The organism is Methylobacterium oryzihabitans, assembly GCF_004004555.2.
Taxonomy (GTDB): domain Bacteria; phylum Pseudomonadota; class Alphaproteobacteria; order Rhizobiales; family Beijerinckiaceae; genus Methylobacterium; species Methylobacterium oryzihabitans.
On sequence record NZ_SACP01000020.1, the window covers coordinates 13,402 to 32,985 of the forward strand.

11 protein-coding genes are annotated in these 19,584 nt (G+C 71.5%); 3 read left to right on the plus strand and 8 right to left on the minus strand.

Features of this window, described 5'->3' with window-relative positions:
• Positions 1-64 precede the first annotated feature (64 nt).
• A complete protein-coding gene (locus EOE48_RS18930; RefSeq protein ID WP_127732022.1) occupies positions 65-1,009 on the plus strand; it encodes a hypothetical protein in 945 nt (314 codons plus the stop codon).
• Positions 1,010-1,038: 29 nt separating this feature from the next.
• On the opposite strand, the gene grpE is transcribed toward EOE48_RS18930, so the two are convergent.
• Together grpE and EOE48_RS18940 are read right to left on the minus strand one after the other, a co-directional pair.
• A complete protein-coding gene (grpE, locus tag EOE48_RS18935; RefSeq protein WP_127732024.1) occupies positions 1,039-1,653 on the minus strand; it encodes a nucleotide exchange factor GrpE in 615 nt (204 codons plus the stop codon).
• Positions 1,654-1,727: 74 nt separating this feature from the next.
• On the minus strand, positions 1,728-4,556 hold the full coding sequence (locus tag EOE48_RS18940) for a [protein-PII] uridylyltransferase (RefSeq protein WP_127732026.1): 2,829 nt from the start codon (positions 4,554-4,556) through the stop codon (positions 1,728-1,730).
• Between the two features lie 347 nt (positions 4,557-4,903).
• On the opposite strand from EOE48_RS18940, the gene EOE48_RS18945 reads away from it, so the two are divergent.
• Positions 4,904-5,299: a (R)-mandelonitrile lyase gene (locus EOE48_RS18945; protein WP_127732028.1), complete on the plus strand. Its 396-nt coding sequence runs from the start codon at positions 4,904-4,906 to the stop codon at positions 5,297-5,299.
• A 411-nt stretch (positions 5,300-5,710) separates the two neighbouring features.
• A complete protein-coding gene (locus EOE48_RS18950) occupies positions 5,711-8,599 on the plus strand; it encodes a rhamnosyltransferase WsaF family glycosyltransferase (RefSeq protein WP_127732030.1) in 2,889 nt (962 codons plus the stop codon).
• A 47-nt stretch (positions 8,600-8,646) separates the two neighbouring features.
• Here the strand turns inward: EOE48_RS18950 and EOE48_RS18955 are convergent, their stop codons facing one another.
• The 6 genes from EOE48_RS18955 to EOE48_RS18980 form a co-directional block, all read right to left on the minus strand.
• Positions 8,647-9,351 carry a glycosyltransferase gene (locus tag EOE48_RS18955; protein ID WP_127732032.1) on the minus strand — a complete coding sequence of 235 codons (705 nt, stop codon included), beginning with the start codon at positions 9,349-9,351 and terminating at the stop codon, positions 8,647-8,649.
• Between the two features lie 64 nt (positions 9,352-9,415).
• On the minus strand, positions 9,416-10,429 hold the full coding sequence (locus EOE48_RS18960; protein WP_127732034.1) for a KpsF/GutQ family sugar-phosphate isomerase: 1,014 nt from the start codon (positions 10,427-10,429) through the stop codon (positions 9,416-9,418).
• A 600-nt stretch (positions 10,430-11,029) separates the two neighbouring features.
• The gene (locus tag EOE48_RS18965) at positions 11,030-12,115 is read right to left on the minus strand and encodes a hypothetical protein (RefSeq protein ID WP_127732036.1); all 1,086 of its coding nucleotides are present in this window, start codon (positions 12,113-12,115) and stop codon (positions 11,030-11,032) included.
• A gap of 3 nt (positions 12,116-12,118) precedes the next feature.
• Positions 12,119-13,636: a hypothetical protein gene (locus tag EOE48_RS18970; protein ID WP_127732038.1), complete on the minus strand. Its 1,518-nt coding sequence runs from the start codon at positions 13,634-13,636 to the stop codon at positions 12,119-12,121.
• A 57-nt stretch (positions 13,637-13,693) separates the two neighbouring features.
• Positions 13,694-16,420: a glycosyltransferase family protein gene (locus tag EOE48_RS18975; RefSeq protein ID WP_187371474.1), complete on the minus strand. Its 2,727-nt coding sequence runs from the start codon at positions 16,418-16,420 to the stop codon at positions 13,694-13,696.
• Between the two features lie 812 nt (positions 16,421-17,232).
• Complete coding sequence (locus EOE48_RS18980) at positions 17,233-19,506, minus strand: O-linked N-acetylglucosamine transferase, SPINDLY family protein (RefSeq protein ID WP_127732042.1); 2,274 nt, start codon at positions 19,504-19,506, stop codon at positions 17,233-17,235.
• Between the last annotated feature and the right edge of the window lie 78 nt (positions 19,507-19,584).

A 19,584-nucleotide genomic window follows, 5' to 3' on the forward strand; every position in this document is an offset into this window, starting at 1 on the left:
GGGACGACCCATCCGCAACGTCCGCCTCCGGCGCGGGGCGCGGATCCGGGAGAGCACCACCACCATGTCGCTGCGCGTCCTTGCCGCCCTGCTGAGCCTCGCCGTGCTGCCGGCCCAGGCGCTGGCGGCCGATCCGATCTATCCGCCGGGCTCCCGGTTCGGGTTCGAGCCGGCCGGCGAGATGGCGGTCTCGCGCCGCTTCACCGGCTTCGAGCGGCAGGGCGGCGGCGCCACGGTCTCGGTGGTCGAGCTGCCGGCCCAGGCCTTTCGCGATCTCGACCAGAACTTCACCCCCGAGAACCTGAAGAACCAGGGCCTGACGCTGAAGAACCGCGAGACGCTCACGCTCGCCGACGGTCGCGAGGGCGTGCTGTTCAGCGGCGAGCAGCCGATCGAGCAGCCCGGCGCGCCGGTGGTGCACAAGTGGATCCTGCTGGTGTCCGAGCCGACCGTGACCGGCCTCGTCATCGGCCAGTCGCTGCCGGGCTCGCAGAGCGACGAGGCGATGCGGGCGATGCTGACCAGCGTGCGGGTGCGCCCGGCGCTCAGCCTCGACGCCCAGGTCGCGGCCCTGCCGTTCCGGGTCACCGAGACCGCCGGCTTCCGGCCGGTGCGGGTGCTCGCCGGCAACTCGGTGCTCTACACAGACGGGCCGAAGGACCAGATGATGAGCCTGGAGCAGCCGATCCTCGTCCTCGCCGAGGCGGTGCAGCCGGCCCCGGGCGCCGAGCAGCGCGACGCCTTCGCCCGCGCGGCGCTGTACTCGAACCAGACGATGAAGGATTTCGTGGTCGAGCGCTCGCAGAGCTTCCGCCAGAACGGAGCCGACTGGCACGAGATCGTCGCGCGCGCCACCGACGTCCCGTCGGGCCAGCCGGTGGCGGTGTCGCAGACGATCCGCTTCAAGCCCGACGGCTACTTCCGCGCCGTCGGGGTGGTGCGCGCCGCCGACCGCGACGCGGTGCTGCCGCGCTTCCGCAAGGTGGTCGACAGCGTCGGGTTTCCCTGACGCCCGTGCGGGGGGACCCGAGCGGGGGATCAGCCTTCGGCCGGCTTCGCGGCGTCGGGCTTCGGCCCGCCCTTGGCGACGCCGACGAGGGCCGGGCGCAGGACGCGGTCGCCGATGACGTAGCCGGTCTGGACCACCTGCACCACCGTGCCGGTCGCGACCTCGGGGTTGGGGACCTCGAACATCGCCTGGTGCAGGTTGGGGTCGAAGCGCTGGCCCTGCGGCACGACCGGCTTGACGCCGTGGCGCTCCAGGGTCTTGAGCAGGTCGCGCTCGGTCAGCTCGATGCCGTCGACGAGGGCCTTGAGCGGCCCGTCGGCGCCCGCGCGGGCCTCGGCGGGCACGTTCTCGAGGGCGCGCCGGACGTTGTCGGCGGCGTTGAGCATGTCGCGGGCGAAGTTGGTCACCGCGTAGGTGCGGGCATCCGCGACCTCGCGCTCGGTGCGCCGGCGCAGGTTCTCCATGTCGGCGAGCGTGCGCAGCAGCTTGTCCTTGAGGTCGAGCTTCTCGGCTTCGAGCAGGGCGACCCGGTCGGGCTCGGCGCCGAGGTGGTTCGAGTCGATCAGGGAGGCGGCGTCCTGGGCGGGGTCCGCGCTGACCTCCGGCATGGTGCGCGCGGCATGCTCCGTGTCGTTCGGCGTCATCATCGTTCCAGAACAGGGATCGGGGATGGCGCTGATATCAGGCGCCGCCGGGCGGAAATCAAGCTGGGCCGGCGTCAGGCCCCGGCGGCGGCATCGGGGCTCGCGGCGGGGGGCTCCGCGGCCTCTCCCCGGCCCCGGCCGCCCTCGGCGCGGCGGGAGGCGGAGCGGCGCGGCCCAGCCTCGGCCTCGAACACCGCCATCACGGCCCGGCGGATGGTGGCCTGCCGGTCGGGCTGGGTCACCTTCGTGCCGGTGAGGTCGGTGACGTAGAACACGTCGACCGCCTTCTCGCCGAAGGTGGCGACGTGGGCGGACGTGATGTTGAGGTTGAGCCGGCTCAGCGCCGTGGTCAGCTCGTAGAGCAGGCCCGGCCGGTCGAGGCCCGAGATCTCCAGCACCGTCTCGCGGGCGGAGAGCGCGTTGTCGATCGCGAGGTCGGGGGCGACCTGGAAGGTGACCGGCCGGTCCTTGGCCGGGTGGCGGTCGGCGACGAGGTCGGCGATGCGGATCTCGCCCTTCAGCGCCCGCTCGATCGCAGTGGCGATGCGCGAGGCCCGGCGCAGCTCGTCCTCGTCGCGGTCGAAGGCCCGCGACAGCGTGATCGTGTCGAGGACGAAGCCGTCGGCGGTGGTGAAGATCTGGGCGTCGACGATGTTGCCGCCGGCCGCCGCGCAGGCGCCGGTGAGGATGGCGAGCAGCCGCGGGTGGTCGGGGGAGTACACCGTCAGCTCGGTGACGCCCCGGAACGGGTCGGTCTCGCAGGCGGTGGCGACGGTGCGGCCGGCCTCCTCCGCCTCGCGCACGAAGCGGGCGTTCTTGAGCTGGCGGGGCGCGTCGACCTTGAGCCAGTAGGGCGGGTAGTGCCGGGCCGCGTAGGCGTCGAACGCCTCGGCCGACCAGTCGCCGAGCTGCTCGCGCAGGCGCATCTGGATCAGGCGGACCCGGTCGGTGCGGGCGATCTCGGAATGGCCGCCCGACAGCACCACCTCGGTCTCGTAGAACAGCGTGCGCAGCAGCGTCGCCTTCCAGGCGGTCCACACGCCCGGGCCGACCGCCTTGATGTCGGCGATGGTGAGGATCATCAGGAGCTTCAGCCGCTCCAGGCTCTGCACCACCTTGGCGAAGGTCTCGATCGTCTTCGGGTCGGAGAGGTCGCGGCTCTGGGCCGTCATCGACATCAGCAGGTGGTGCTCGACCAGCCACGCGACGGTGTCGGTCTCGGCGGCGTCGAGGCCGAAGCGCGGGCACAGCTTGCGGGCGACCGCGGCGCCGGCCAGCGAGTGGTCGTCCTTGCGGCCCTTGGCGATGTCGTGGAGGAACATCGCGACGTAGAGCGCCCGGCGGTTCCGGATCGTGCCGGCGAGGCGGTGGGCGAGCGGATGCTCGTCCTTGGCCTCGCCGCTGTCGATCTTGGCCAGGACGCCGAGGGAGCGGATGAGGTGCTCGTCCACCGTGAAGTGGTGGTACATGTTGAACTGCATCATCGCGACGATGCGGCCGAAATCCGGCACGAAGCGCCCGAGCACCCCGGTCTCGTTCATGTGCCGGAGCACCGTCTCGGGGGCGTTCTGCGAGGTGAGCAGTTCCAGGAACAGTCGGTTGGCCTCGCGGTCGACCCGCACCATCGGGCCGATCAGGCTCAGCGAGCGGGTGGCGAGGCGGCTGGCGTCGGGGTGGATCGGCAGGTCGTGCTGGTCGGCGAGCCAGAACAGCCGGATCAGGTTGACCGGGTCGCGCTCGAAGGCGTCGTCGCCGCGCACGTTGAGGCGGCCGTTGTCGATGCGGAAGTCGTCGGCCTCGAGGCTGGTGCTGCGGAAGCGCTGCTTGAAGCGGCCGAGCCAGCGGTCGAGCACCGGCGGGCGCTTGGCGTGGCGGGCCTCCATCTCGGCGCAGACGATCGCCGTGAGGTCCCCGACGTCCTTGGCGATGAGGAAATACGACTTCATGAACCGCTCGACGGCGGTGAGGCCGCCGCGGGCGGCGTAGCCGAGCCGCTCGGCGATGCGCGGCTGGAGGCCGAACGACAGCCGCTCCTCGGCGCGGCCGGTGACGAAGTGCATGTGGCACCGCACCCGCCACAGGAACTCGTCGCAGCGCTCGAACAGCCGCAATTCCTCGGTGGTGAACAGGCCGGCCTCGACCAGCTCCTCCTGCTCCCGCACCCGGAAGGTGTACTTGGCGATCCAGAACAGGGTGTGGAGGTCGCGAAGCCCGCCCTTGCCGTCCTTGACGTTCGGCTCGACGAGGTAGCGCGAGGCGCCGCCCTTCGAGACCCGGGTGTCGCGCTCGCGCAGCTTGGCCTCGACGAACTCGGCGGCGGTGCCGTCGACCACCTCGCGGTCGAAGCGGGTGGCGAGCTCGTCGAACAGCGCCCGGTCGCCGAACAGGAACCGCGACTCCAGCAGCGAGGTGCGGATGGTCATGTCGGCCCGGCCCTCGCGCAGGCAGTCGGCGACCGAGCGGGTGGCGTGGCCGACCTTCAGCTTGAGGTCCCACAGCACGTAGAGCATCGCCTCGACGACGCTCTCGCTCCAGGCGGTCTGCTTGTAGGGCAGCAGGAACAGCAGGTCGATGTCGGAGCCCGGCGCCAGGGTGCCGCGCCCGTAGCCGCCGGTGGCGACGACGGCGATCTGCTCGGCGGCGGTCGGGTTGTCGGAGCGGTAGAGCCGCTTGACCACCGCGTCGTAGATCGCCCGGATCACCGCATCCATCTGGCCGCACAGGCGCCGGGCGCAGGCGAGGCCGTCGCGCTCGCGCAGCAGGCGCTGCTCGGCCTCGGCGCGGCCGGCCTCGATGATGCGCCGCAACTCGGGCACCAGCCGCTCGCGCAGGCGGGTCGGGTCGCTGGTGGTCTGGTCGATGCCGGCGAGGAGGCGGGCGAGGTCGGCGGCGCTGTCGTACATGCGGTCCGGTGGGAGTCTGAAGAAGCGGGTCCGGAAGGGCGGGCGCCGGCAGGGATGTTCGCACCCGCGGGCCGGAAAGCAACCCCCGGGGGGGGCGGCGATGATCGCCCGGCGCCCCTTGCCGGACGGTTTCCGCCGGGGCGCCGCCGGAATCCGGTGGCCGGCCGGCTGCCGCGGGGGCGACGCCGGCCTGAGCAGCCTTGCGCTGGCACGCCAACGCTTCGTCCGCTTAGGTCTTTGTTTTGCCGCAGATTTTTGTCGCAAAACTGGCAGCCGCTTTTGCGAAATCTGCTTAGATGTATCGTCGCGCCCGTCGTCCCCGGCCGGGCGCAGCAAGGAGCACCGCCATGGAGATCAGACGCGTCGGCTCGCGGCCGTCGGGCAAGGGCCCGGCGGAGTGGTTCACCGGCACCGTCCGCATCGACCCGCTGTTCGGCGCCGCCGAACCGTCCCGGGCCGGCGGCGCCCTGGTCACCTTCGAGCCGGGGGCCCGCACGGCCTGGCACACCCATCCGCTCGGCCAGACCCTCATCGTCACCGCCGGCTGCGGCCGGGCCCAGCGCGAGGGCGGGCCGGTCGAGGAGATCCGCCCCGGCGACGTGGTGTGGTTCCCGCCCGGCGAGAAGCACTGGCACGGCGCCGGCCCGACCACCGCGATGAGCCACATCGCGGTCCAGGAGACGCTCGACGGCCGGGCGGTCGAGTGGCTGGAACCGGTCGCGGACGAGCAGTACGGCGCATGACCGGTCGGTCCCCGCACCCGCGCGGATCCCCGGCGCCGGCCGCCCGCCGGTACCGGGCGCGCAGCCGGCCGGCACTGCCTGCAGCGGGGCCACCGTCGCTTGTATTTGGTTGTTGTAGGCTATATACAGTTACAAACACACAATAATATTATCGTTCAAGCGTCGATCGCCGATCATCGGCGCCGGGGGATGAAGTTTATGTCAAGTCAGCCTTCTGAATACAAGAATAATGTCTTCACCGCCTTATTCGACAAGTCCTGGTATTCTCAACAGGTCGGCATCCATTTTTCCGAACTCGCGGACGCGGTCGCGCATTTCGACCGGTACGGGAACGCGGCGAACATCTCGCCGACACCGTATCTCGACGCCGGGTTCTACCTTGCGGTGAACACCGACGTGGCCGAAAGCGGGATGTCCGCCTTCGCGCATGTCTGCATCTTCGGCGAGCGGGAGGGGCGCTCCCCGCATCCGCTGATCGATCTGGCCTGGTACCGCCGGCACTACGGCCTCGCGACCGACCATCCGCTGCTGCACTATCTGTCCGAGGGCTGGCGCCAGGGCCTGCAGACCCACCCGGCGTTCTGGGCCCGGTGGTTCGCCGACCGGCACCGGATCGCCTCGGAGCCGCTGCTCGACTACCTCACCCGGCGCGACGGCTTCCGGCGCGATCCGAACCCGGTCTTCGACACGGCGCTCTACCGGAGCGAGGCCGACGTGCCGGACGACGTCAACCCGCTGGTGCACTACCTGCGCGTCGGCAGCGCGCGCGGAGACCGGTTCTGCCACGTCTTCGACGCGGACTACTTCGCCGAGCAGTGCCGGAGGGCCGGGTACCGGCCCGACGCCGCCGACGATCTCACCCGCTTCCTCGTCGCGCCGGTCGAGGTCGACCCGCATCCCCTGTTCGACCGCCGCTTCTACCGCCGGCAGATCGGGGATGGTTTCGCCGGCAACGAACTGGGCCACTTCCTCGACCGCAAAGACCCGGACCTCGATCCGCACTGCCTGTTCTCGACCCGGTTCTACTACGACGCGCGGGGCGACGTGGTGCAGGCCGGCTACAACGCGCTGGTGCATTACCTGCGCTTCGGCTGGAAGGAGGAGGTCGACACCCATCCGCTGTTCAGCGCCCGGGACTACCTGAGCCTCAACGGCGACGTGGCGGAGGCGCAGGCCAACCCGCTGGTCCACTACGTCCTGTACGGCGCCCGGGAAGGCCGCCCGTTCCGGCGCGAGGGCGAGATCCTGCGCTTCGCCAAGCGCGCGCGGCCGGTGGCGATCCGGTCGGTGCCGGTCGCCGGCCCGTCGGCGCCGCGCCGGGCGCTCCGCAAGGGCGTCTTCGTCCACGCCTACTATCCGGACACGTTCGAGGAATTCATCCCGTTCCTCAACCGGATCCCGCAGCCCTGCCACGTCTATATCTCGACCGACACGGCGGCGAAGTTCTACCACATCGACAAGGTCTGCATCGACCGGCTGACCTGCCCCTACAGCATCAGGATCTGCGACAATCGCGGCCGCGACATCGCCCCGATGCTGGTCGGCTACCGCGACGAGCTGGAGCAGGTCGAGCTGGCGCTGCACATCCACACCAAGCGCTCGGTCCACTACACCGGCGGCTTCGACCAGTGGCGCCATTACCTGGTCGGATCGAACCTGCACCCGGAGAAGCTCGACGCCATCCTGGCGCTGTTCGACGATCCCTCGGTCGGGGCGGTGGCGCCCGACGACTTCCCGCCGGTCTCCGCCCTGGTGCAGTGGGGCGGCAACCTGAGCGCGGTCAGGGGCCTCGTGGCGATGATGACCGGCTTCGCCCAGGGCGTGTCGTCCGACACCCTGCTGGAGATGCCGACCGGCTCGATGTTCTGGTTCAGGACCAGGGCGCTCAAGCCGCTGCTCGACCTGCGGCTCGAGACGCTGTGCTTCGACCCGGAGGCCGGGCAGATCGACGGCACGCTCGCCCACGCGATCGAGCGGGCGTTCTTCTACGTGATCGAGGTCAGCGGACACCGGTGGCTGCGGTTCGACACCGAGAGCAGCCCCGGCCAGTTGCGGGTCACCGAGTACCCGCCGCTGCTGCCGGCCGAGAGCCGGACCGACCCGATCAGCCGGGCGATGCCCGAGATGCTGCCGTTCTCGGTCGTCCCGAGCCGCGACCCGCGGCCGCGCCTGAACCTGCTGATCCCGACCGCCGAGCGGATGTTCGGCTATGCCGGCATCTCCGAGGCGCTGCGGATCTTCGCCGGCCTGCGGCGGGTGCTGGGCGAGGGCTTCGACTTCCGGGTCATCGCGACCGACATCGCGTTCTCGGACCAGATGGTACCGGAACCCGGCGGCACGATCGCCGACCTGCACGACGAGAGCCCGGCCGGGCTCGTCTACGCCGACGGCACCAACCGGCGGTTCCAGAACCTCGCCGTCCGGGCCTCGGACGTCTTCGTCGCGACGGCGTGGTGGACCGCGGCCCACGCCCGGGAGCTGCACCGCCGGCAGGCCGCGCTGTTCGACCAGCCGAAGACGCGCTTCGTCTACCTGATCCAGGACTACGAGTGCGGCTTCTACGCGTGGTCGACCCGCTACGCGCTGGCCGAGAGCACCTACCGGGATCCCGACGACTTCATCGCGATCTTCAACACGCCGATCCTGGCCGACTACTTCCGGAATGCCGGCTACGGCATCGCCGGCCTGGTCTACGAGCCGCCGCTGAACGAGGAGATCGCGCGGTTCATCGACCGATCGGCGGCGAAGAAGAAGATCGCGCTGGTCTACATGCGGCCCTCGGCGCAGCGCAACTGCCTCGAATTCGCCCACGCGGTCATCGCGCTGGCGAAGCGGTCGGACCCGGATTTCTGGCGCGACTGGGAGTTCGTCGCCGTCGGCGAGGCGCTCGACAAGGCGGGCGAGATGGCGCTGCACGGCCTCACCAGCCGGGGCCGGCTGACCCTGCCCGAATACGGCGACCTGCTGTCGCGGGCGAGCATCGGCCTGTCGCTGATGGTGTCGCCGCATCCGAGCTACCCGCCGCTCGAGATGGCGGCGGCCGGGATGCTGGTCCTGACCAACGCCTACGCCAACAAGGACCTGTCGGCCCTGCACGGCAACATCCGCAGCTTCGCCAGCTTCGATCCGCGGCAGGTCGCGGACCGGCTCCGCGCCATGGCGGCGGACGCGCTCGCCGACGGCCCGCGCTGGGACGCCAGCCGGATCGGCTGGTTCTTCGACGGCCGCACCAATCTCGACGCGGTCGTCACGCGGGCCGGCGCCGAGATCGCCGCGCAGGTCCCGCGCGCCGGCACCTGATCCCGGGACGGGGAGCCGGCCGCGCCCTACGCGACCGGCTCCGGATCTCACGCGGCCGCGCTGTCGGCCGAGGCGAGGTAGCGGTCGCGGGCGGCGAGCCAGAGGTCGGCGTAGTCGACGTCCTGGCAGTTCGGGAACCACGGACCGCCGTTGGTGTAGTGGATCGCGTAGGGGAGTTCGGCCGGCCGGTCGTACTCGCCCTCGAGGAAGTTCCAGCCGAGCGGCAGGTTGCCGATCGCGTCGTCCTCGGCCCAGGACAGGCGGTGGAGATGGGCCGGGCTCGCGGTGTTGACGACCCGCGGGGTCAGCGCCTTGACCGCCGGATGGGCGCCGTTGAACAGGATGAACGACGACCAGTTCTTGCGCGGATAGGTGGTCTGGACCTGCCCGTCCATCTTCTGGCTGGTGCGCGGCACGTAGTCGTGCTGGACGCAGTACACCGCCTTCGACGGATCGAGGTCGGCGGTCAGGCGCGCGATGTCGGTGGTGAACAGGAAGTCGCAATCGACGAACAGCACCCAGCCGTCGCTGTCGGCGAGGTAGGGCGTCAGGAAGCGGGTCAGCGAGAACTCGGTCGCCGCGCCCTTGTCCATCGGGCGGGTGTAGAGGCCCAGCTCGCGCAGGCTGTCCTGCTTGAGCGGATAGATCTCCGGTGCCTCGGCGGCGTGCTGGAGGATCGAGCTCCGGCACACCTGCCAGGCGATGTCCTCGCGCTTGTCGTACCCGACGTAGATCTTCAGCGTGTCTGCCATGTCGTGAGCCACCTCTCGCTGGCCGTGTCGTCGATGCGTCGTGGAACCCGGGGGAAGGCGCGGCTCACGCCACGCCGGCGCTCAGGAGGTCGTGGATGTGCAGGATGCCGATGGGACGGTCCCCCTCGACCACGAACATCGCGGTGATGCGGCGGCGGTTCATCACCTCCAGCGCCGCGCTCGCGAAGATCGCCGGCTCGACGGTGATCGGCGCGACGGTCATGATCGCGTCCACCGGCCGGTGCAGCAGGTCCTCGCCCATGTGCCGGCGCAGGTCGCCGTTGGTGATGATCCCGGTCAGGCGCCCGTCGGCGTCGACCACGCCGGCGCAGCCGAACCGCTTGCCCATGATCGCCAGCAGCGCCTCGGACATCGGGATCCCGGAGGCGACCAGCGGCATCTCGTCGGCGGTGTGCATGAGCTGCGCGACGGTCTTGAGCCGCGCCGCGAGCTTGCCGCCGGGATGGAAGGTCTTGAAGTCGATCGCCGAGAAGCCGCGCCGCTCCAGCAGCGCGATGGCGAGGGCGTCGCCGAGCGCGAGCTGCATCACGCTCGACGACGTCGGCGCGAGGTTGTGCGGGCAGGCTTCCTTGACGACCGGCAGTTGCAGCAGGATGTCGGCGGCGCGGCCGAGGGTGCTGGTGGCGCTGCAGGTGATGCCGATCAGCGGCACCGCGAAGCGCTTCGAGAAGCTCACGATGTCGCCGAGTTCCTGGGTCTCGCCCGACCACGACAGGGCGATGACCACGTCCTTCGGCGTGATCATGCCGAGATCGCCGTGGCTGGCCTCGGCGGGATGGATGAAGCTCGACGGGGTGCCGGTGGAAGCGAGCGTCGCGGCGATCTTGCGGCCGATATGGCCGCTCTTGCCGATGCCCGAGACGATGACCCGGCCCTGGCTGTCGTGGATCGCCGCCACGGCGGCGGCGAAGCCCGGCTTCATCTCGCCGTCGAGCGACCGCGACAGGCGCACCAGCGCCTCGGCTTCAGTCCGCACGGTCCGGATCGCCGAGAAATGCGCCGCCTCGACGACCGTCCCGCCCGCGTTCAGGTCCGCGATCGCATTGGTCCCGGTCATGAACAGTGCCTCCCGAAAGGTATCGATATCGAAGCGGCGAGGTGATCGCGCGGCCTGGAAACCAGATTTACGACCGTTCGGGGCAGGTTTGCGGCCGGTTCCGTCCGAAAGGCGGGATTTTTCGGATTGCTGCAAATCTGCGACACCCGGCGCTCAGACCGCCGGCGTGCCCTTCGGGTCGCGCACCCAGGCGACGAGGCGGCCGGGGCCGTCGGTCAGGCCGGTGCGAGGGATTTTCGAGGCTCTGGCCGGGCCCGTAGACGTTCTGGAAGCGCGGGACGACCGGCTCGGCGTCGGTGCCGAGCAGGGCCTGGGTCGGGACGTATTCCTGCCTCAGCTTCGTCGAGGCGTAGATCGAGGCCGTCGCCGGGGTCTCGGGGGTCGGCACCGCCTGCAGCGCCGCATCCAACCACCTCAAGGTACACCAGTGAGCGAAGCCGATTTTCGCATCGCGAAGCGATCAATCGAAAATCGTATGATACGGATTTCGGACGATTCGTTCAGCTTAGCCGTTGGTGACCACCGCGATGGGCAACTGCCACACTGAACGGTTCATCGGGATTTCGCATCAGCCATCGGTGCGCTCCGGTTCTGGCAGGCTCACGCGGGAGGCCCCATCGCGACGTCGTAGAGGTCCCGGTACAGGGCCGGGATGTCGGCGGGAATGCCTAGGCCGGCGACGTAGCGCCGCTGGGCGTCGAGGAACGGGGCGGGGTCACGCGTCGCCGCCTCGGCGAAGCGCACCCAGTCGTCCACGTCCGACACCACGGTCAGCCCCTCGTAGATGCCGATGTCGAGCGCGCCGTCCGTCCACACCGCAGTCGGGATGCCCGCCCACACCATGTCGAGCAGGACGCTGGAGGGCGCCGAGATCCCGAAGCCGAACTTGTCGAGCGACTGCCGGTAGAGCGGGGCCCGGTTGAGGCTGACGTTGGGGGGAAGCTCGATCCGGTTCTTCTCGGCGTAGCGCCCGCCCGGGTGGGCGCGCAGTTCCGCGCTGCCGTCGCGCAAGGCCAGCGCCGCCGCGAACTCGGTCAGGGCGTCGATGAACTCGACCCTGGCGCTCTGGCCGAACCGCACCGAGTGCAGGTTCTCGCAGACCAGCCCGTGCATCGGGTCCGCCCCGTTCCGCCAGCGCCACGGCCGCCCGAAGACCGGGGGGTGGGAGAGGCCGAAGGGCGGGCCAACCATCATCACCTTGTCGCGCTGGTCGGAACGGACCGAGTGCAGGCGCCCGAGCGGGAACCAGCTCGCGGCGATGTCGCAGGCCATGCCGACGCGCATCCCGAAGGCGCGGTCATGGGCCTCGTTGTGGTTGAAGCCGAGGCATTCGAGCCCGTGCTGGAGCGTGATCCGGGTGAAGCCCGCCGGCGCCGCCAGGAAGACCTTGTGGTTGAACCCGTGCGCGTCGAGGTCGGTCTCGCTGGCCGAGACCAGCGCCCCCGACCGGCCGGCGAGCGCCCGGACGACGTCGAGGACGGTGTCGACCTCGACCAGGGCCGCCCCGAGCTGCGCGGCGAGGTCCCGGGTCTCGGCGAACCACAGCCCGGTGGCGTCGCGCTTGCGGAAGCGCGAGGTGACGAGGAAGATCGTCTCGTCCGCGCCGAGGTCGCGAAAGCAGGTCGCGACCGGCCGGCAGGCGGCGACGTCCTGGTTGAGCTCGATGAGGAAGGCGGCGGTGCTCATCGCTCAGTACGCTCCGTCCCGGGCGGGCGCGGCGCCCTGGTAGGCCGACAGGCCGGCGACCCGGACGCCGAGCGACGGGAAGGCGCGCCGGAAGGCCCCCGCCAGATCGGCCAGGGCGGTGCGGTAGGCGGCGGTCTCGTAGACGACGTCGCGGGTCTCCGACGGCGGCACGGCGAGGGGCCGGTCGAGCCGCAACTCGGCGGCGCCTTCGAGCCTGACCATGCGGATCTTGCCGACCGGCTGCGAGGCCGACAGCCGCGCCCGCAGCGGCTCGGCAAGGTAGCGGACCATCTCGGGCCTGAGCCAGAGGTCGAGCTGGCGCTCGTCGCGCAGGTCGAGGCGGACGTCGTAGACGCGTTCGATCCGGGCATAGGGCGTCTTGACCGAGACGACGTCGGCCGCCGGGAGTGCGTGGGTCGTGTGCCGCTCCGGGTCGATGCCGTACAGGAGCGCGCCGGTGGCGGCGGTCCCGGCCGGCGCGGCCACGCGCGGGCGGGCGCGGGATTGCCGAGTCAGGAACAGAAACAGCTCGGCCAGGATGTCGTCGAGATCCGACACGCTCGCCACCACCCGCTGGATCTCGCCGATCCGGCCCGGACTCACCCGGCACTCGCCCTGCTCGATATCGGCGAGGAGGTCGGCCGCGCGGGCGTAGATCAGGGCGTCGAGATCGCCGTAGAGCGGATAGCCGGGCGAGAGCACCTGCGCGCCGGCCGCGATCGCCGTGAGGGCGCGGTTGGGCGACTTGGCCCGGCTGAACGACTGTCCGTTGACCGGGATGAACGCGACCAACGCCTCCTCCAGGGCCTGCTGCTCGCGCTCGACGGTCCAGGTCTCAGTCACGAAGGGCACCGGCAGGCTCTTCAGGCGCACGAGGTTGCCCGGATTCTGGGACGCGTCGTCGGTCAGGACCCGGAGCGCGACCCGGTAGCGGCCGGCGGCGAGCTCGGACAGCGACCAGGCATGGGCTACGAGGTCCTGCAGCCCGACCGGGAAGAACGGGTTCGCGCCGATCCCGAACCACAGCACGTCGAGGGTGCCGGTCTTCCGGGCCCGCTCCAGGGAGCGCCGGACCGACCGCGTCACCGTCGCGGGGTCGATCTCCGGACAGGGATCCGGCACGATGTGGACCGGCAGGTCGGGGGCGAGATGGCCGATCACCCGGCGCATCGTCGGCGTCGAGCACAGCCCGAACTGGAACACCGGCGCGAACCGCCGCAGCCACGACCGGAACGGCGTCAGGCGCGGGTCGTCCTCCTGGCTGAAGTAGTCGTCGAACAGGTCGATCCCGACCACGACGCCGCGCGCGCGCAGCGCCTCGGCCACCGCGACCGCGCCGACCGAGTAGGTCTTCGAGAACACGCAGACGTCGCACGCCGCCAGATCCTCGCGCGACACCTCGTCCAGCGACTGCACCGCGACGTCGAAATACTCCGACTTGGCGCGGATGCGGTCGTAGCGGATGCGGCTGCCGGCGGTGGACTTGTGCTGCGTCGTCGGGACCAGGAACAGGATGCGCATGGGGCGAGGGGGCTCTGTCCGTGAGAGCGTCGGGGGGCGGCGCCGAGGCCGGGCCGCTCAGAACGACCGCAGCAGCGTGCTGGCCCGGATCGCCGGCAGCATCCGCCACGGGCCGACCTGGGTCGCGGTATAGACGTCGGGGGCCCGGGCGGGACCGACCTGCCCGGCATGGACCGACAGCCGGGTCGTGCACAGGCTGGTGCGCCCGGCCTCCGCCAGCCGGACGGCGAGGTCCGCCGCGGCGTGGGCGCGAGACCAGCAGCGCGAACTCATGCCGCCGGCCTCGCGCCAGACCGCGGCCGCGACCGCGAGACAGTGCGGGCTGTTGGCGGCCACCGGGTAGACCGCGCCGGGCAGGATCGTGTCGCAGGCCGGTTCCGAGAGGGCGAGCGACGGCGTCGCCGCGGCGTCGAAACGCCCCGGGAACAGCCCCGCCGGCCCGGCGACCAGCGCCTTGTCGCCGGGCTTGCGCGGCCGCACCTGCAGGCAGCCGACGGTGCCGGCGCCCTCGGCGAGCGCCAGCCGGGCCAGGGTGTCGAGCGTGCGGTGGTCGTGCGGGATCACGCCCGGGTCGAGGACGACGAGGACCTCGCCGGTGGCCCGCGCGGCGGCGCGGTTGAGCGCCTCGCCGGCGTTGAGGCCGTTCAGGTCGGCGACGAGTTGCGAGCGGTCCGGGCACAGCTCGGCGAGCAGGTTGCGGGTGGCGATGGCGTGCCATTCGGGTACCGCGACGCCGACGATCACCTCGGGCGGGCGGGCGGTCGCCTGCCCGGCGATCGCCGTGAGGAGGCTCCTCAGGTCCGGCTCGCCGGCCTCGACCATCACGATGACCGACACGTCGGGGCCCGCCGTGCCGGCGGGATTGGGAAGGATGTCGGCGCGGTCGGCCGGGACCGGGAAGGTGAGCGCGGCATCGCCCTGCGGCGCCAGGTCGCGGAACAGGATGGCGAGCGGCAGCAGGCGGCCGTCGGGGGCGGCGCCCTCCCCGGTCCCGGTCACGACGGGAAACCCGTCGCGGGCGAGGGCGGACAGGGCGGGGTCGCGGGCGAGCGGCGCGCAATCCGGAATCGAGACGAACCAGCGCCGCGACGGGCCGGCCGGATCGACCACGATGTGGGGCGCGATCGAGGGGCCGGCGGGGAACGCGGCGCGGCGGGCGACGAGGGCGGCGATGGTCGGGACCGCGGCGTTCGGCAGCGACAGGCGCGCCTCGGCCTCACGGGCGAAGGGCGGGCGGGCCTCCGTCAGGCGAGCCACGGCGTGGTCGGCGAAGCCCCGGTCGCCGAGGTCGCGGGCGATGCGCTCCTCGGCCCGGATCGGGACGACCGGCACGCCCGGCACCGCGGCGAGCCAGTCGCGCACCGTGGGATCGAACAGCGGCTCGGTCCCGGTCGCCGTGGCGAGGTCGACCTCGACCGCCGCCAGGGCGAAGGGCGGCGGCTGGTCCCCGGCCCCGATCAGCTCGGCGAGGTAGGCGTCGCTGAGGCGGCGCAGGTCGTCGAGGCCGCTGCCGGCCTCGCCGAGCGCCGCGGCCTCGGCCTCGTGCAGGCCGCCGCGCAGCAGCGAGGGGAACGGCACGAGGTCGGCGAAGGCGATCTCGCCGTCCTCACCGTATCCGACGAGGAGGAGCGGCATGGCGGGCGAACGCACGCCGACCGAGAGGATTCCCGCCTTGGCCGACAGGGCGGTCTCCTCGACCTGGGTCAGGACCATCTCGCCGGCGCGGTTGCGCAGCGGCTGATAGACGCGCAGGAGCACCGGCCGCGGGGCTGGCGGATCCTCCGGCGCGTTCAGCGTACGGATCTTGAGCAGCCGGCCGCCTGCCCACCACAGGTCGGCGACGTGCAGGCCGCGCACGCCGTCGGCCGCGCGCAGGGTCCGGAACGCCGACAGGGTGTTCAGGGTCGGGCCGTAATCGTGCAGCGAGTACTCCTCGCCGGCGAACCTCAGGCGTGGATGCAGGCCGGCGGGCCGGTGCATGAACCGGAACAGCACGCTGAGGCAGCCCACCGGCATCATGAAGCCCTTGGCCCGGCCCCAATGCCCGACATGGTCGTCGACGTCGGGCCGCGCCACCCGGCGCTCGCACCAGCCGAGGCGCAGGTCGCCGCAGCGGATCTCGAGCGGCGCCGCGCCGCCGGAGCGCGCCTCCGATTCCCATGCCCAGCCCTTCACGTCCGGACCCATGACCTCCTCGAGGTTGATCCGGACCGGCGGCGCTTCGCGCTCCTTCGCCACGCTCTGCGCCTTCAGCGCGTGGGCCCGCGCAAATATCATTTCGGTCTGTCGGAGCAGTTGCTGCGGCGAGTAGTCCCGCCGCAGTCTGTCCTGGGCCCGCTCGACCTGGGTGCGGTGCGCGGCCCTGTCGTCGAGCAGCGTCTCGAAGGCCCGCAGCCACTCGTCCTCGCCGTCCACGAGCAGGCCGCATCCGTCGGCGCAGCAATGGTCGTAGACGGTGCCGCGCGAGGCGATCACAGCAAAGCCGCAGGCCGTGTACTCGACCCACTTCGTATCGGTCTTCATCGCGTTGAAGGGCGCGGACACCAGCGGGCAGATACCGATGGTCCAGGACAGGCCCGCCAGCGTGTCCATGAACTTCGCGTAATTGGCCACCTGCGGAACGTGGCGGATCCGGTCGCCGAAGCGGACGAGCGCATCCGGCGTCGCGAGGGCGCCGAAGATCTCGAACGAGACGTCCGGCCTCGCATCGAGCAGACGCTCGATCGCAGGGACCGCCAGGGGGAGATCGTTGGCATGGGTGCGCGTGCCCATGTATCCGATCACCGGGGCATCCTCGCTTCTGGGAGCCGCCAGAACCGGATGCGCACAAAATATCCGCCCCGCGAGGGCGCGTTCGGGTGGCTGCTCCCCGAAAAATCGCGTCAGCAACGCTGATGTCGAGCACCACACGAGCGTCGTATTATCGAGCAGATACCGGATAGTTTTTAGCTTCGCGGGATCATTGTGGAGTGAATAGGTCGCGGCTCCTGTCGATGCCGGCACGTTGAGAAGGTCGTCATCAATGTGGAAGATCGTCGGGACTTTGTTCTCGTTCGCCCACTGCACCATCGCCCGCGCATGTGGCTCGCTGTAGCGGCTGAACACGATGGTGTCGGGACGAAAATCATCCAATCGCCGCAGCAAAGCCCCCTCGCTGCGTTCATCGGGTGACTTGCGGGCGATCTCCGTCCAGAGGATATAGTCTGTCGTGATCCTCCCGGCCTCGACGTCGGATCGCAACGGTTCGATTAGGCTCAACTGAAGGCTGGCCACGGGCGCGTTCGCGACGAACAAGATGCGCTTGCCCACGAGCGTATAGCCCCCTGCAAACCCTTGGTCTTCAACGGTCTTTTGGTGAGGCAACACGGTCTCGCTCTGTTTGGCCTGCATTGTCGATCGCCAGTCCCACGACACGATGACGGGGAATTTGCCTCGTCAGAACTGCTGACTGTTGAACGCCGCCGCTTTCCCCTGTCCAGCCCCGATTCACGGGCTGTCCCGGTTTTGACGTCGGCGTGTCGCCGCGATCACGGCCCATCGAGCCGGGGGAGCGCCGAGAACGCGGAGAACGCGGACCCGCGGCCGTCGTCGCAGGGTCAGGAGGCACAGACCTCCTGCGTCCCGAGCGGATCTCCCCGGCGGTCCGCCACCGCGAACGCCGCCGGCGGCAGGCCGGCGCGGCGGCGCTCGTGCATGTGCCGGTAGGCGGCTTCGAGGTTGCGGGCGTAGCGGGCGGCGTCGAACAGCGGCGAGGCGTCGCGGTTCTCCGCGAGGCGGGCCCGCAGGGCGGCGAGGCGGGGGCGGTCCCGCGCCAGGGCGAGCGCCAGGGCCTCGTAGTCGGCGGCCGAGTGCGTCACCAGTTCGGGCAGGCCGATGGCGTGCAGCAGGCTGCCGGCGACCCGGCCGACGAGGGTGTCGCCGGCCTGGGTCAGCACCGGCAGCCCGGCCCAGAGGGCGTCGCTCGCGGTGGTGTGGGCGTTGACCGGCAGGGTGTCGAGGAAGAGGTCGGCGAGGCGCAGGCGGGCGAGGTGCTCGGGCGAATCGAGCTTGGGCGCGAAGACCAGCCGGGCCGGGTCGATGCCGGCGGCGCCGGCCTCGTACTGGAGGTTGTCCTGGGCCGAGGCATTGGCCTCGAACAGCCACAGCACCGCATCCGGCACCGCGGCGAGCAGGCGCATCCAGACCGCGAACACCGACGGGGTGATCTTGTAGGTGTTGTTGAAGCAGCAGAACACGAAGCCGTCCGGCGGCAGGCCGAACGCCTCGCGCCCCGGCGTGCCCTCGGCGATGCGGCGGTGGCGGTCGTTGGGCTGGTAGCAGCCCGGCAGGTGGACGATCCGCTCGTCGAACTGGTCCGCGGCCGAGAACGGCGCGATGAAGGCGTCGGCGACGATGTAGTCGACGAAGTCCGCCCCCATCGTCCCCGGATAGCCGAGATAGTTCACCTGCACCGGGGCCGGGCGCAGGGCGGTGATCTCGGTGCGCGCCCGCAGGGTGTAGCCCTTGAGGTCGACCAGGATGTCGATCCCGTCGGCGCGGATGCGCCGGGCCGCCTCCTCGCTCGACAGGTGGCCGACCTCGACGAAGTGGTCGAAGGCGGCGACGAGGCGACGGCGCATCGGGGTGCCGTCGTCGGGCCCGTAGGAATAGGCGAACACCTCGAACCGCTCGCGGTCGTGATGCTCGAACAGCGCGACCGCGAGCAGCGCGGTGGCGTGGTAGAAGAAGTCGTAGGACAGGTAGCCGAGGCGGATCCTGCGGCCCGGCGGCGGCACCGGCAGCGGCTCCAGCGCGACGCCCTCCGGCACCCGCAGCCCGGCGGCCCAGACCCGGCCGGTGCGCCGCAGGTCCCCCGGCGGGGCGCTGGCGGCAAGCCGCACGAACGGCGCGACCCGGGCCCCGGTCTCCTCGAGCAGGCGCGTCACCGCGCGGTCCTCCTCCTCGATCCCGCGCCAGTCGCAGGCGTGGCGGCGCTGGTCGAGCAGGCCGTGGCGGGCCTCGATCGAGTCGGGCTTCAGCGCGAGGGCGCGCCGGAAGAACTGCATCGCCTCGTTGATTCGCTGCGCCTCGCCGTAGAGGGAGCCGAGATTGACGAAGGGCGCGTGGAAGCCCGGATCGAGGTGCGTCGCCCGGGTGAAGGCGGCGAGCGCCTCGTGGATCCGCTTGGTCTCCAGGAGGCAGAAGCCGTGGACCGTGAGCAGGCGGGCATCGTCCGGGGCGAGTTCGGCGGCGAGCGCCACGGCGGCGGCGCCCTCGCGCTCGCGACCGGCCTGGAACAGGCCGATCCCGTACTCGCACAACCGGCCGGGGTCGAGCACCCCGGCCCGCACGGCGTCGCGGTGGACGGCCGTCCCGGCCTCGGTCTCGCCGAGGACGTGGAGGAGACGGCCGAGTTCGAGATGCGCCTCGGGGGCGCCCGGCTGGGCCGCGATCAGCCGGCGCAGGGCCGCGGCCGCCTGCGCCGGCGGATCGACGGCCGCGAGGCCGAGCGTCGCCCGGGCGGCGGCGGGATGGGTGGGGTCGAGCTTCGCGACGCGCCGGAACGCGGCGGCGGCCTCGTCGCGGCGGCCCGCCGCGAGCAGGGCGTCGCCGAGATCGGCCCGCATCCCGGGGTCGCGCGGGCGCAGGGCGACGGCGCGGGCGAGCGCCTCGGCGGCCTCGACGGACCGCCCGGCCGCGTGGAGGCCGCGGCCGACGAGGTGGTGGGCGAAGGCGTTCTGCGGGTCGCGGGCGGCGGCGCGGCGGTAGAGCGCCTCGGCCCCGGCCCGGTCGCCGGCCGCCTCCAGCCGCAGGCCGAGGGCGACGCCGTCGAGGGATTCCTGCCGCGCTCCCGCCGTCGCGGATGCCGCCCCGCCCGTCTGCCGCCCCATGCCGTCCGTCTCCCCGCCGGTGCCTCGTCGCGGGCATCCTGGCGGCGCGGACTTGCGCGGGGCTGGCGCGGCGGTTGG